This is a genomic window from Serpentinimonas barnesii (assembly GCF_000696225.1).
Lineage (GTDB): Bacteria > Pseudomonadota > Gammaproteobacteria > Burkholderiales > Burkholderiaceae_C > Serpentinimonas > Serpentinimonas barnesii.
This window is the reverse complement of the sequence record NZ_BAWN01000034.1, coordinates 24,354-37,846: the sequence shown is the minus strand read 5'-3', so window position 1 is coordinate 37,846 and position 13,493 is coordinate 24,354. Positions and strand designations below refer to the sequence as shown.

The 13,493-nt window shown below is 65.9% G+C and carries 15 protein-coding genes; 13 read left to right on the top strand and 2 right to left on the bottom strand.

What is annotated here, in order from left to right:
• Nucleotides 1-320: 320 nt before the first annotated feature.
• The 13 genes from aspS to SRAH_RS10280 all read left to right on the top strand — a co-directional run bounded on the left by aspS (nt 321) and on the right by SRAH_RS10280 (nt 12,638).
• Nucleotides 321-2,120, top strand: a complete 1,800-nt coding sequence (gene aspS, locus SRAH_RS10345; protein WP_029463272.1) for an aspartate--tRNA ligase — start codon at nt 321-323, stop codon at nt 2,118-2,120.
• A 34-nt stretch (nt 2,121-2,154) separates the two neighbouring features.
• Nucleotides 2,155-2,466, top strand: a complete 312-nt coding sequence (locus tag SRAH_RS10340; protein ID WP_029463271.1) for an ElaB/YgaM/YqjD family protein — start codon at nt 2,155-2,157, stop codon at nt 2,464-2,466.
• 13 nt (nt 2,467-2,479) lie between these two features.
• On the top strand, nt 2,480-2,884 hold the full coding sequence (locus tag SRAH_RS10335) for a phage holin family protein (protein ID WP_076607026.1): 405 nt from the start codon (nt 2,480-2,482) through the stop codon (nt 2,882-2,884).
• On the top strand, nt 2,881-3,156 hold the full coding sequence (locus tag SRAH_RS10325) for a YqjK family protein (protein WP_029463269.1): 276 nt from the start codon (nt 2,881-2,883) through the stop codon (nt 3,154-3,156). Before SRAH_RS10335 ends, SRAH_RS10325 begins: the two co-directional genes overlap by 4 nt.
• Nucleotides 3,157-3,192: 36 nt before the next feature.
• Nucleotides 3,193-4,053: a flagellar motor stator protein MotA gene (gene motA / locus SRAH_RS10320; RefSeq protein ID WP_029463268.1), complete on the top strand. Its 861-nt coding sequence runs from the start codon at nt 3,193-3,195 to the stop codon at nt 4,051-4,053.
• 44 nt (nt 4,054-4,097) lie between these two features.
• Nucleotides 4,098-5,126 carry a flagellar motor protein MotB gene (motB, locus tag SRAH_RS10315; RefSeq protein ID WP_076607025.1) on the top strand — a complete coding sequence of 343 codons (1,029 nt, stop codon included), beginning with the start codon at nt 4,098-4,100 and terminating at the stop codon, nt 5,124-5,126.
• A gap of 70 nt (nt 5,127-5,196) precedes the next feature.
• Nucleotides 5,197-5,580, top strand: a complete 384-nt coding sequence (gene cheY / locus SRAH_RS10310) for a chemotaxis response regulator CheY (RefSeq protein ID WP_029463266.1) — start codon at nt 5,197-5,199, stop codon at nt 5,578-5,580.
• Between the two features lie 42 nt (nt 5,581-5,622).
• Nucleotides 5,623-6,291: a protein phosphatase CheZ gene (locus SRAH_RS10305; RefSeq protein WP_029463265.1), complete on the top strand. Its 669-nt coding sequence runs from the start codon at nt 5,623-5,625 to the stop codon at nt 6,289-6,291.
• A gap of 85 nt (nt 6,292-6,376) precedes the next feature.
• Nucleotides 6,377-7,531 (top strand): EscU/YscU/HrcU family type III secretion system export apparatus switch protein, encoded by a 1,155-nt coding sequence (locus SRAH_RS10300; RefSeq protein WP_029463264.1) that lies wholly within the window; start codon nt 6,377-6,379, stop codon nt 7,529-7,531.
• Nucleotides 7,532-7,558: 27 nt separating this feature from the next.
• A complete protein-coding gene (gene flhA, locus SRAH_RS10295) occupies nt 7,559-9,649 on the top strand; it encodes a flagellar biosynthesis protein FlhA (RefSeq protein WP_029463263.1) in 2,091 nt (696 codons plus the stop codon).
• A complete protein-coding gene (gene flhF / locus SRAH_RS10290) occupies nt 9,646-11,214 on the top strand; it encodes a flagellar biosynthesis GTPase FlhF (protein WP_029463262.1) in 1,569 nt (522 codons plus the stop codon). Before flhA ends, flhF begins: the two co-directional genes overlap by 4 nt.
• Nucleotides 11,207-11,947, top strand: a complete 741-nt coding sequence (locus SRAH_RS10285) for a hypothetical protein (RefSeq protein ID WP_149028974.1) — start codon at nt 11,207-11,209, stop codon at nt 11,945-11,947. The genes flhF and SRAH_RS10285 overlap by 8 nt, the downstream gene beginning before the upstream one ends.
• Entirely contained in the window at nt 11,922-12,638 is a 717-nt protein-coding gene (locus tag SRAH_RS10280; protein ID WP_029463260.1) for an RNA polymerase sigma factor FliA, read from the top strand. Before SRAH_RS10285 ends, SRAH_RS10280 begins: the two co-directional genes overlap by 26 nt.
• A gap of 38 nt (nt 12,639-12,676) precedes the next feature.
• On the opposite strand, the gene SRAH_RS10275 is transcribed toward SRAH_RS10280, so the two are convergent.
• Nucleotides 12,677-13,102 (bottom strand): hypothetical protein, encoded by a 426-nt coding sequence (locus SRAH_RS10275; protein ID WP_029463259.1) that lies wholly within the window; start codon nt 13,100-13,102, stop codon nt 12,677-12,679.
• Complete coding sequence (gene flgM, locus SRAH_RS10270) at nt 13,099-13,461, bottom strand: flagellar biosynthesis anti-sigma factor FlgM (RefSeq protein WP_045477163.1); 363 nt, start codon at nt 13,459-13,461, stop codon at nt 13,099-13,101. Before flgM ends, SRAH_RS10275 begins: the two co-directional genes overlap by 4 nt.
• Between the last annotated feature and the right edge of the window lie 32 nt (nt 13,462-13,493).

The following is a 13,493-nucleotide window of genomic DNA, read 5'->3' as shown; positions in this document are numbered from 1 at the left end:
GCTCGGCTGCTGCGCCAGCCGCTGCGGCAGGTGCCGCCAGCGCCGCCCCGGCCGCCGCCGATGCCACCGCCGCCGCCCCGGTTGGCCCCTGCGGCCAGCCTTGTGCGGCGGCCTGTCAAGCCTAGGCCGCTGTTGCTGAGCAAGCCTTCATAGGCCGCCGCCCTGTGCGCCCTGTGCGGCGGCTGCGCCCAGCGCGGGTGCCGCAGCGTCTGGCTTGGTGGCTTGTTATCCTTGGGCCCGGTTTGGGTTCCGTTTTGTGTGTTTTGTGCTCCGATGCGCGCCCCCTTGCCGCCTGAGCCCCGTTACTGAAAGCCCTCCTTATGTCGATGCGCAGCCACTATTGCGGTCTGGTCACCGAAGCCCTGCTGGGCCAAACCCTGAGCCTGTGCGGTTGGGTGAATCGCCGCCGCGACCACGGCGGCGTGATCTTCATCGACCTGCGCGACCGCGAGGGTTCGCTGCAAGTGGTCTGCGACCCAGACCGGCCCGAGATGTTTCAGATCGCCGAAGGCCTGCGCAACGAGTTTTGCGTGCAGATCAAGGGTGTGCTGCGCGCGCGCCCGGCCGGCACCGCCAACGAGGCGCTCAAGAGCGGCCAGGTGGAGCTGCTGTGCCACGAGATCGTGGTGCTCAACCCCTCGGTCACACCGCCGTTCCCGCTCGACGACGAAAACCTGAGCGAAACCACGCGCCTGACGCACCGCGTGCTGGACCTGCGCCGCCCCGCCATGCAGCGCAACCTGATGCTGCGCTACCGCGTGGCCATGCAGGTGCGCCAGTTCCTCGACGCGCACGGCTTCATCGACATCGAAACCCCGATGCTCACCAAGAGCACCCCCGAAGGCGCGCGCGACTACCTCGTGCCCAGCCGCGTACACGACGGCCACTTTTTTGCGCTGCCGCAGTCGCCGCAGTTGTTCAAGCAGTTGCTGATGGTGGCCGGCTTTGATCGCTACTACCAGATCACCAAGTGCTTTCGCGACGAAGACCTGCGCGCCGACCGCCAGCCCGAGTTCACCCAGATCGATATCGAAACCTCGTTTCTGGGCGAGCAGGAAATCCGCGACCTGTTCCAAGGCATGATCACGGCCGTGTTCCAGCAAGCCTTGGGCGTCGAGCTGGGCGCCTTTCCGGTCATGGCCTATGCCGACGCCATGCACCGCTTCGGCTCCGACAAACCCGATCTGCGCGTCAAGCTCGAATTCACCGAGCTCACCGACCTCATGGCCGGGGTCGATTTCAAGGTCTTTAGCAGCGCGGCGCAAATGCCGGGCGGGCGCGTGGTGGCGCTGCGCGTGCCGGGCGGGGCCGAGCTCAGCCGCAGCGAGATCGACGCCTACACCGAGTTCGTCAAAATCTACGGCGCCAAGGGCCTGGCCTGGATCAAGGTCAACGACGTGGCGGCAGGGCGCGAGGGCCTGCAAAGCCCGATCGTCAAAAACCTGCACGACGCCGCGCTGGCTGAGGTGTTGCGGCGCAGCGGGGCGCAAAACGGCGACCTGCTGTTCTTCGGGGCCGACAAAGCCAAAGTCGTCAACGACGCCATCGGGGCCCTGCGCCTGAAAATCGGCCACAGCGAATTTGCCAAGGCGCGCGGACTGTTCCAGCCCGGCTGGGCCCCGCTGTGGGTGGTCGATTTCCCGATGTTCGAATACGACGACGAAGCCGCACGCTGGAACGCCGTGCACCACCCCTTCACCGCGCCCAAAGACGGGCACGAGGCGCTGATGCAAAGCGACCCCGGCCGCTGCATCGCCAAAGCCTACGACATGGTGCTCAACGGCTGGGAGCTGGGCGGCGGCTCGGTGCGCATCCACCGCGCCGAGGTGCAAAGCCAGGTGTTTGCCGCGCTCGGCATCGGGGCCGAGGAAGCGCGCGCCAAGTTTGGCTTCCTGCTCGATGCGCTGCAATACGGCGCACCGCCGCACGGCGGGCTGGCTTTTGGGCTCGATCGGCTGGTGACGCTCATGACCGGGGCCGAATCCATCCGCGATGTGATCGCCTTCCCCAAAACCCAGCGCGCCCAGTGCCTGCTCACCCAGGCCCCGAGCTTGGTCGATGAAAAACAACTGCGCGAGCTGCATATCCGACTGCGCAACCCGGATGCCGTGCGGGCCTGATATTATGTTCTTTCCATCCACCCGGGAGTCCACCATGACCGATCACGTAAGCCCATCCAAAGACAAACTCGTCGCCGACCTGCGGCTCGTCATCGCCGACGCCGAGGAACTGCTCGCCGCCACCGCGCACCAGACCGGCGACGCCTTGGCGGCGCTGCGCGAGCGGGCACAGGAAAACCTGCGCAACGCCCGCCACAAGCTGGTTGGCCTCGAAGACGACGTGCGCATCAAGGCGCGCGAAGCCTGCCACGCCACCAACCACTACGTGCACGAGCACCCGTGGACCGCGATCGGCGTCGCCGCCGGCGTCGGCTTGCTGTTGGGCATGCTGATCAGCCGCCGCTAAAGCCGCTGCTGCCATGCCGTTGCTGCGCCCCGAAAACGGGTCTGATTCGGCGCGGCCGACTTGGACATCCGCCCTGAGCGGCGTCGTGCGCGATGCCGTGGCCTTGGCCCGTGTGCGGCTGGAGTTGCTGGCGCTCGAAGGCCGCAGCCACGCCCAAGCGGTGGTGCTGCTTTTGTTGCTGGGCTGGGCGGCGCTATGCCTGTTCCTGCTCGGGCTGGCGTTTTTGGCCGTGTTGCTCACGGTGCTGTGGTGGGATACCCCCTACCGCGTGTTGGCGCTGGCCGCCTTTGCCTTTGTGTTCCTCACCTTGGGGGCGGTGGGCGCCGCTTGGGCATGGCGCAACTGGGCCGAGCAGCGCGACTGGTTCGAGGCCACCCGCCAAGAACTGGCGGCCGACGCGCGAAAGCTGCGCCCATGATGGCTTCAGGCCCTGGCTACTGGCAGCGCCGGGCGGCCCTGCAGCAGCAGTCCGCCCAGTTGCGGGACCGGCTCGAAGGGCAGGTGCAGGCGCTGCAACCGGTGTGGCATGCGCTCGATGGCACGCAACGCGGTGTGGGTTGGGTGCGCCAGCGGCCTTGGGTGCTGGCGCTCGGTTTGCTGGTGCTGGCGCGCAAGCCGCGCACGGCGTTGCGCTGGGGCTGGCGTGCGTGGCGGGGCTGGCGCTGGGCCAGCCAGTGGCTGGGCCGTTAAGATTTTCCCCTATACCCTCCCTAGGACTGCGCGCTCATGAAGCTCATCGGCGGTTACCTCTTTGCCCTGTTTTGCATTTTCGGCGGTTTCATGCTCGCCGGCGGCAAGATGGGCCCGATCTTGGCCGCCTTGCCGATCGAGATGATGATCATCTTTGGCGGGGCCATGGGAGCCTTTTTCGTCAACAACCAGCCCAAGGTGATTAAAGGTGCGCTGGCCGGCATTGGCAAGGCCATGAAGTCCTCCAAGTACACCAAGGCGCGCGCCATGGAGCTGCTGGCGCTGCTGTACGAGATCTTGCAAAAGGCGCGCAAAGAAGGGTTGATGGCGATCGAGTCCGACGTCGAAAAGCCCGAAGAATCGCCCCTGTTCCAGAAGTACCCCGCCATTGCCGCCGACCACCACGCGGTTGAGTTCATCACCGACTACCTGCGCATGATGGTTTCGGGCAACCTGAATGCGCATGAGATCGAGTCCCTGATGGACAGCGAAATCGACACCCACCACCACGAGGGTCACGCTGTGGTGGCGGCCTACACCCGGCTGGCCGGGGCCTTGCCGGCCTTTGGCATCGTGGCGGCGGTGCTGGGAGTGATCAAAACCATGAGTTCGGTCGGCGAGCCGCCCGAGGTGCTGGGGGCCAAGATCGGCGCCGCGCTGGTTGGCACCTTCTTGGGTATTTTCATGGGCTATGCGATTTTTGAGCCGCTGGCCGGCTCGCTCGACCAAAAGCTCGAAGAAGACACCAAAGAGCTGCAGTGCATCAAAACCACCCTGCTGGCCAGCATGCAAGGCTATGCCCCCATGACGGCGATTGAGTTCGGCCGCAAGGTGCTGTATTCGACTGAGCGGCCCAGTTTCAGCGAACTCGAAGGCCACGTCAAGCAAAAGAAGTAAGCCAGGCAACGATTGCGCAACCCCCACACCCCTAGATTCCCGCCATGAGCGCCACCGGCAAGCCGCTGCAGCCCATCATCATCAAGCGCATCAAGAAGGCGGGGCATGGTGCGCACGGCGGCGCCTGGAAGATTGCCTACGCCGACTTCGTCACGGCCATGATGGCCTTCTTTTTGCTGCTGTGGCTGCTGGGCTCCACCACCGATGACGAAAAGCGTGGCATTGCCGATCACTTCAGTGCCCCGGTCATGATTTCCCTGTTTGGCGAGCCCGGTGCCCGAGCCACGATCACTCCGCTGCCCGGGGGTGGGGTGGATTTGTTGCGGCCCGACGCACCGCTCGAAACCCGGCCCGAGCAGGCGCGCCAACAAGACGATGAAGAGGCGCTGCGCCAAGTGCAAATGCAGTTTGATCGCCTGCGCATCGAGGCCCTGAGAAACCAGCTCCAGCAAGCCATTCAAGCGCGCCCAGAGCTGGCCGAATACAGCAACCAGATCCGGCTCGAAATGGTGCAAGACGGGCTCTACATCCAGATTGTCGATGAGCAAAACCGAGCCATGTTCGATGTCGGCAGCCCACTGGTGCAACCGCACCTGCGCAACATCTTGCGTGAAATCGCCGCTGCGCTGGGTGGGGTGGAGAACCGCATCTCGATCGCCGGTCACACCGATGCCGCGCCTTTTGGGCGCGGGGCGCTGGGCTACAGCAACTGGGAGCTGTCCGCCGATCGGGCCAACGCCACGCGTCGCGAGCTCATGGCCGGTGGGCTGCCAGAGCAAAAAATTGCCCGTGTGGTGGGCATGGGCCCGAGTCAGCCGCTGCTGACCGAAGCCCCATTGGACCCGCGCAACCGCCGCATCAGCATCTTGGTGCTGACCCAAGAGGCTGAAGAGCGCATGACACGCTCGATCGCCGGCACCGAAGCAGCGCCTGCCCCCACCCCAGTGCCGACCCAAGCCCCGCCCCCGGCAGCGCCAGCAGCGGCCCCCGCACAGCCCGCAGGCGCCACCTTGGGCGCGGTCGCCTTGCCGCCCTTGCCCAACTTGGCACCCTCCCCGCCAGCGGGCCGATGAGCGCGCCAACCCGAGGCGCTGCGGCTCCAGTTACACTCAATGCCATTTGCACCCTGATTTGGAATCCGTCATGCCAGACTTGCGCTTTTTGATCGTTGACGACTTCTCCACCATGCGCCGCATTGTGCGCAACTTGCTCAAGGAAATCGGCCACACCGACGCCGACGAGGCCGAGGACGGCGTGGTGGCCCTGCACAAGCTGCGCAACGGCAAGTTCGACTTTGTCGTCTCCGACATCAACATGCCCAATATGAACGGCTTCGAGCTGCTGACGCAGGTCAAGGCCGATGACAAGCTCAAGCACATCCCGGTGCTGATGGTCACGGCCGAGGCGCGCAAAGAAGACATCATCGCGGCGGCCCAAGGCGGGGCAGCGGGCTACATCGTCAAGCCCTTTACCAAGGCCACGCTGGAAGAAAAGTTAGCCAATATCTTCAAAAAAATGGGCTGGTGAGCGCCCGCAAGCCAGCGCCCGAATAGCATGACAGGCAGGGATATGGATCAAAGCACGCACGAGCATCAAACCGAAATGTTTCAGCGGCTGGGGCACATCACGCGCCAGTTGCACGATGCCCTGAACCAACTGGGCTACACCCCGGTGCTCAAGGGCGCCGTCGATGAACTTCCCGATGCCCGCAGCCGCTTGCAGTACATCGCCCGCCTGACCGGCGATGCGGCCGAAAAGGTGCTGAATCGGGTCGATGAGGCCAAAGCCGAGCAAGACGCGGTGCGCCAGCACAGCCAGCAACTGCTCGACACCATCGGGGCCGTACCGGGCCTCAAATGGGCCATGCCCGAGCTGCTGGAGTGGTCGCAAAAAATCCAGCACAGCACCGAGCGCACCGACGCGCACCTGACCGAAATCATGATGGCGCAAGACTTTCATGACCTCACAGGGCAAGTGATCAAAAAGGTGGTCACGCTGGCAGCCACCATTGAAGCGCAGTTGGTGCAGCTGCTGCTCGAATCGGCCCATCACACGCCACCGCACGCCCACCCGCGCGAATCCGCAGGCGCGGCGCCGCCGACCGACGCCCCCTTGGCTGCCCCCCCTGCGCGCGAACGCGAGGCCCTGGCGGGCCCGGTGGTCAATCCCGAAGGGCGCACCGACGTCGTCACCGATCAATCGCAAGTGGACGATTTGCTCGCCAGCCTCGGGTTTTGAGATCAAGCCGGTGTAGCAGGCCTTAATCGGGCTTTAGAAAACTGGCGCTCGCCAGACAATGCGGTCAACCCAGCGTTGACCGCCCATGGAATCCTCCCAAGACAAAAACCTACCCGCCACCCCGCGCCGCCTGCAAAAAGCGCGCGAGGACGGCCAGGTGCCGCGCGCCAAGGATTTGAGCAATCTGGTGGTGGTGGCCGGCGGCATGGTGCTGCTGTGGTTCAGCGCCGCTTGGGCTTTTGAGCGCATGAGCCAAATCATGCGCATCAGCTACGGTTTTAACGCCGAGATGCTGCGCCACCCCGAAGTCATGCTCGAAGTGCTGGCGCGCGCCGTGGTCGAGGGCCTGTGGTACTACCTGCCGCTGGCATTGGTGGTGGCCGTGCTGGCAGCCCTCTCGCTGCTGGCGGCGGGCTCCTTTGCCTGGAGCTTCAAGCCCATTACGCCCAAATTGTCCGACATCGGCCTGATCAGCGGCTTCAAGCGGGTGTTTTCGATGCAGCAGTTCTTTGAGCTGCTCAAGCTGATCGGGGTCTCGCTCTTGTTGGCGCTGGTGGGGTGGTGGTTCGTGAGCAGCCACTTGCCCGCCTTTGGCTCGCTGCTGCTGCGCCCGCTGGAAAGCTCGATCGTGCAACTGGGGCAGTGGTTCATGCTGGGCGTGGGCGGTCTGCTGCTGGTGCTGCTGCTGGTGGCGCTGATCGACGTGCCGCTGCAGCAGCACCTGCACCGGCGCAACCTCAAAATGTCGCACCAAGAGGTGGTCGAGGAGCACAAGGAAACCGAGGGCAACCCGTGGCTGCGGGCCAAGCGCTTGCAGCGCCAGCGCGAACTGGCGCAGGGCAGCAGCGTGGGCAGCGTGCCCTCGGCCGACTTGGTGCTGATGAACCCGACCCACTATGCGGTGGCGCTCAAGTACGACGAGAAAACCATGGCCGCTCCGCACGTGATCGCCAAGGGGGCGGACCTGATCGCGCTGCGCATCCGCGACATGGCCAAACAGCATCAGGTTCCGGTGCTGCAGTCGCCCATGCTGGCGCGTGCCCTGTACGCCCACACCGAAATCAACCAGCAGGTGCCGGCGCCGCTGTTCACGGCGGTGGCGCAGGTGCTGGCCTATGTGTACCGTTTGCGCGCCGCGCTGCGCGGGCAAGGCCCAATGCCGGGCCAGCCGCCCCAGCCCGAGGTGCCGCCCGAGCTCGACCCGCACCATGACCTGGCTGCCGCACCGGCGCAAGCCTAAGCCCGCCGACCCCATGCATCCGCGCCCATGAACGCCTTTTTACAAACCGCCCAAAACCTGCTGCGCTCGCGCAACGGCTTGGCTGCCACGGTGGCGGTGCCGATCTTGGTGCTGTTGCTGTTGGCGATGCTGGTGCTGCCGCTGCCGCCGTGGCTGCTGGACCTGCTCTTTACCCTCAACATCGCGGTGGCGCTGATGGTGATGATGGTGGCCGCCTACATGCGGCGGGCGATGGACTTCATCGTCTTTCCGACCGTGCTGCTGCTCACCACCCTGATGCGGCTGGCGCTCAACGTGGCCTCGACCCGCGTGGTGCTGATGGAAGGGCACCAGGGCACGGGGGCCGCCGGCAACGTGATCGAGGCCTTTGGCACCTTTGTGGTGGGTGGCAACTTTGCCGTCGGCGTGATCGTGTTCCTGATTTTGGTGGTGATCAACTTCGTGGTGGTCACCAAGGGGGCCGAGCGCATCGCCGAAGTCGGGGCGCGCTTTACGCTCGACGCCATGCCGGGCAAGCAGATGGCGATCGACGCCGACCTCAACGCCGGCATCATCGACGACAAAGAGGCCAAGCAAAGGCGCGCCGAGGTGGCCGAAGAAGCCGACTTTTTCGGCAACATGGACGGTGCTGCCAAGTTTGTGCGCGGCGACGCCATCGCCGGCATTTTGATCTTGCTCATCACCATGATCGGCGGCTTTGCCATCGGCATGTTGCAGCACAGCATGAGCGCCGGCGACGCCTCGGCCACCTACATCACGCTGGCCATCGGCGACGCGCTGGCGGCCCAGATTCCGGCGCTGCTGATCTCGGTCGCCGCCGCGATGGTGGTTTCGCGCGTCGGCAAAGAAGAAGATTTGGGCCAGCAGATCGTCGGCCAGGTGTTCGATTCGCCCAAGGTGTTGGGCGTCACCGCGCTGGTGATGTTTTTGCTGGGGGTGATCCCCGGCATGCCCAACGTGGTGTTTCTGGGCTTTGCCTGTTTGCTGGGCGGCATGGCGTTCTGGATCGGGTGGCAACAGCGCCAGACCGAGGCGGCCAAGGTGCAGGCGCAGCAGATCGCCAATGCCCCGCCCGCGACCGATGGCGAGGCCTCGTGGAACGACATGCAGCCGGTCGATCTGCTCGGGCTGGAACTGGGCTACCGCCTGATTCCGCTGGTGGACAAAACGCGCCAAGGTGATTTGCTCACCCGCATCAAGGGCGTGCGCAAAAAATTTGCGCAAGATGTGGGCTTCTTGCCGCCGCCGGTGCATGTGCGCGACAACCTGGAGCTGCGCCCGAGCAGCTACCGCATTGCCTTGCGCGGCGTGGTGGTGGGCGAGGGCGAGGTGTTTCCGGGCCAGTTTCTGGCCATCAACCCAGGCCACATCCGCACCCCGCTCATTGGCACCCCGACCACCGACCCGGCCTTTGGCCTGCCCGCGCACTGGATCGAGGAGCGGCAAAAAGAAAACGCCCAAATGGCCGGCTACACCGTGGTCGATTCTGAAACCGTGCTGGCCACCCACTTGTCGCACCTGATGCTGGTGCATGCGGCCAAGCTGCTCAGCCGCACCGAGGTGCAGGAGCTGGTGGCGCACGTGGCCAAGCTGGCGCCCAAGCTGATCGAGGAAGTGGTGCCAGCCATGGTGCCCATCGGCGTGTTCCACAAGGTGCTGCAACTGCTGCTCGAAGAGTCGGTGCACATCCGCGACATCCGCACCATCGTCGAGGTGCTGGCCGAGCACGCCGGCCAGACGCAAGATGCGGCCGAACTGGCGCGCCGCATCCGGCAGGCGCTGGCACCGGCCATCGTGCAGCACATCTACGGCCCCGTGAGCGAACTGGAAGTGATCGCCATCGAGCCCGGGCTGGAGCGGCTGCTGACCCAGGCCCTGAGCGGGCAGGGCGCACTCGACCCCGGCGTGGCCGAGATGCTCACCCAGTCGGCGGCCAAGGTCGCGAACCGCCAAGAAGAAAAAGGCATCCCGGCCTGCTTGCTGGTGCCCGACGCCATCCGCAGCGCCATGGCGCGCCTGCTCAAGCGCGCCGCGCCGCGCCTGCAGGTGCTGGCGCACAGTGAAATTCCTGATACCCATTTGATCCGCATCGGCCCAATACTCGGAGAGCCCGCATGAACGCCCAACGCTTTATTGCCCCCAACTCGCGCGAAGCCATGGCGCTGGCCAAGGCCACTTTTGGCAACAGCGCCGTGATTTTGTCGAGCCGCTCGATCGACCAAGGTTTTGAAGTGGTGGCCACCAGCGAGGACGACCTGGGGCAGTTGCGCACCCAGGTCGCGGCAGCGCCGAATCCGCCGCAGCGGCCCGCCGAACGGGCGCAGCGTTCCAACCTGCAGCAACGCGCCGAAAGCCAGTTGCCGCGCCAGTCGGAGAGCAGCAGCGTGGCACAAGACACCGAAGCCATGGCCATGAGCACCTTGTCCTTCCAGGACTACGTGCGCGAGCGCATGCTGCGCAAGCGCCGCGAAGTCCTGCAGGCCCCACAGGCCCCACAGGCCGCACAAGCGCCGCAGCGCCCACCGGTGCCACAAGAGCCGCTGCGCGCCCAAGGCGGGGTGCCGGCGCGCAGCGCCACGCCCGAGCGCGACGCAGCGCGGCTGCAGCCCGAGGAGTTCGACGTCCGGCTGCGTTTTGCCCAGCCCCAACAAGAGCCGCCCAAGCCCAAAGCGCGCCCGGCGCCCGCACCCGCACAGCCCGAGCCCAGCGTGGCGGCGGCAGCCACCCCCACGGCGGCGGCGCGCCTGACTGAGCAAATCGACAAACTCCAGGCCCTGATGGAGGAGCGACTCAACACCCTGGCCTGGTTGGGGCAGGCCAAGCAAAACCCGATCGAAGCCGGCTTGCTGCTCAAACTCATCCGCGCCGGCTACTCGCCCACGGTGGCGCGCGCCGTGATGGAGCGCCTGCCGCAGAGCTACGCCCCCGCCGAGGCCTTTCGCTGGACGCAAGAGGTGCTGGCGCGCAACCTGCGCACCCACCGCGAGGCCGGCCACCTCTGCGACGAAGGCGGGGTGTTTGCCCTCGTGGGGGCCACCGGGGTGGGCAAAACCACCACCGCAGCCAAGCTGGCGGCGCAATGCGTGCAGGCCTATGGATCGAGCAGCATTGGCCTGATCACACTCGACAGCTACCGCGTCGCCGGCTACGAGCAACTGCGCTCCTACGCGCGCATGCTGGGTGTGGTGGCGCACCTGGCGCACGACTGCGCCGCCCTGAAAGACTTGCTGGAACTGCTGGCCAACAAGCGCATGGTGATCATCGACACCGCAGGCTTGGGCCAAAAAGACCCACGCATTGCCGAAATGATGGAGCTGCTGGCCGCGCCCAGCATCAAAAAAATCCTCGTGCTCAACGCCGGCGCGCATGGCGACACCCTCGAAGAGGTGGTGCATGCCTACCAGGGGCCCAGCCTGCACGGCGTGGTGTTGTCCAAGCTCGACGAGGCCGCCAAGCTCGGCCCGGCGCTCGACACCCTAATCCGGCACCAGCTGGTGCTGCGTGGCCTGAGCACCGGCCAGCGCGTGCCCGAAGACTGGCAGCGCCCCGACGCCCCCACGCTGGTGCGGCTCTCGATGGCCACCAGCGGCAAATCGGCCTTTGATCCGCAGTCGGCCGAGTTGCCCCTGTACTTTGCCGAATCGGGTCAAGAGCGGGTGGCCTTGGATGGGCGTCATGCGTGAGTTGGGCTTCGACCAAGCCGCCGGCCTGGCGGCCCTGGGCTTGCGGCCACCCAGGCGCTTGCTGCCGGTGGTGCAAAGCCCCGACCGCGCGCTCACCGAGGCGCTGCTGACGCAGCTCGAGTGCGGCTTGCACGGGCTCGGCCTGAGCGTGCTGCGCTTCGAGGGTTTGCCCGCTGCGGGTGGGCCGCTTGCGCTCAGCGGCGCATGGACGGGCGATTGGGACGAGTTGCTGCCGCCCTCTGGGGTGCTGCTCTGGCAGGCCCCGCTGGAGGCGTGGGCGGTGCTGTTGGCCGACAGCCAGGCGCGCCCCCTGGTGGTGCTCAACCCCACTCCAGCCAGTTTGGTCTACGCCTACAACGCGCTCAAGGTGCTGTGGCAGGTGGCGGCCTTGCGGCCCTTGGTGCTGTGGCTGCCCGATGCCGAAGCGGCCTCTGGCGGGTCAAGGCCTTGGGCCCCAAGCAGTGAGCCCGCCCAGGTGCAGACGCTGCGCCAGCAGGCGTGGTTGCGTCTGGGCCTGCGGCCGACGGTGTGGCCGCTCGGGTATGATCGTCAGCGGGGTGTCTTGCACCCAGCGGCCGATGAGTCCTGTGCGCAACGGGTTTTGGAAACGGCGTTGGTGCTGCAAGATAGCGTGAGACATCCCCATGTTCATTCCATATCAAACGATTTTTTCGCGCTTTCAGCTGATCAGACCAGCGGAGTTCCTGATGTACACCGCCAAAGGTACGCTTGACCGCGATGCCCAACTCCAACGATACAGCCCCCTGGTGGTCCGCTTGGCGCATCATCTGATGGCCCGGCTGCCCGCCAGCGTCCAAATCGACGACCTGATCCAAGTCGGCATGATCGGCCTCAATGAAGCCTTGTCGCGCTTCGAGCCCACGCAGGGGGTGCAGTTCGAGACCTTTGCCAGCCAGCGCATACGCGGGGCCATGCTCGATGAGCTGCGCGACGGCGACTGGCTCTCGCGCAGCTCGCGCAAGCAGCAAAAAGACATCGAGGCGGCGGTGCAGCGGCTGGAGCAGCGGCTGCAGCGGGTGCCGCGCGAATCCGAAATCGCGCACGAGTTGGGCCTCTCGCTGGCCGAGTACCAAGAGAGCCTGACGCGGGTGCGCGGCACCCAACTGGTGTACCTCGAAGACCTGGCCGGCTCCAGCGAGGACGACCAGTTTTTAGACCGTTACCTGCCCGCCGACGACAGCGCCAACCCACAAACCATGCTGAGCGACCAGCGCATGCGCACGGCGCTGATCGAGGGCATCAACAAGCTGCCCGAGCGCGAGCAATACGTGATGAGCATGTACTACGAGCACGACATGAACCTCAAAGAGATTGCGGCCGTGCTGGGGGTGACCGAATCGCGCGTGAGCCAGTTGCACAGCCAGTCGATTGCTCGGCTGCGGGCGCGGCTGCGCGAACACTAAAGCCTGGGGTCGGTGCGGTGCCTTGCGCCGCCAGGGGTCTAGGCTTTGAGGTAGCCGCCGCCGTTGCCGCTGGCGAGCGGGCCAGAAAATGGGTTGGCGCGGCCAGCCAAGCGGCTGTAGGCCTTGACGTGGTCGGCCGGGAACAGGGCGTCGAGTGCGCGCTGCGTGCGCGCCGACAGCTTGGTGTTGAGCGCCAGCAGGGCTTGCAACTCGTGAGCCACTTGCTGCAGCAGCGCCGCCGCTGCGGGGGGCATGGGGCCGCTTAGCGCAGCCGCTTGCAAAGTGGGGAGGTTGCGTTCTAACGCACGGGACAGATCGGCCACGAGGCCGATGAAGGGCTCGGCGTCATCGCGCCCGATGGAGTCGAGGCCGCTTTGGTGGGCGGCCGCAATGGCTGCATGCAAACCCAGCAGCGCCTGCTGTGCGGCCTGCCAAGGCGGCGGCACGGCGGCGGCAGCGCTCATCGGCCCGGCTGGGCGGGCTGCTCGTTGCGCGGGGCGGCAGCCGCCACACTCAGCATGTCGCGCGCGCTGGCGATCAGGCGGTCGGCGATGGCTTCGGCATTGACCGAAAACGAACCGTTTTGAATGGCGCTGCGCATGGCCTGCACTTTTTCGGCATTGAACACATCGGTGCCCGAGCGCGCGACGTTGTTGGTCATGCTTAGCGTCACCGGCGACAGCCGAACCTCGACGCTGGCCGGGGCGTCTGGGGCGGCTGTGCTGGTGGCAGCCTGCGCAGGCACGGCCGCACGCTCCAGCGACCGCGACTGGGCGAGGGAGGCAGGGGTGACGGGCTTGTCGGAAAGGCTGTTGATGTTCATGACACGCTCCAAACCCCACTTGAGTGGGGCGG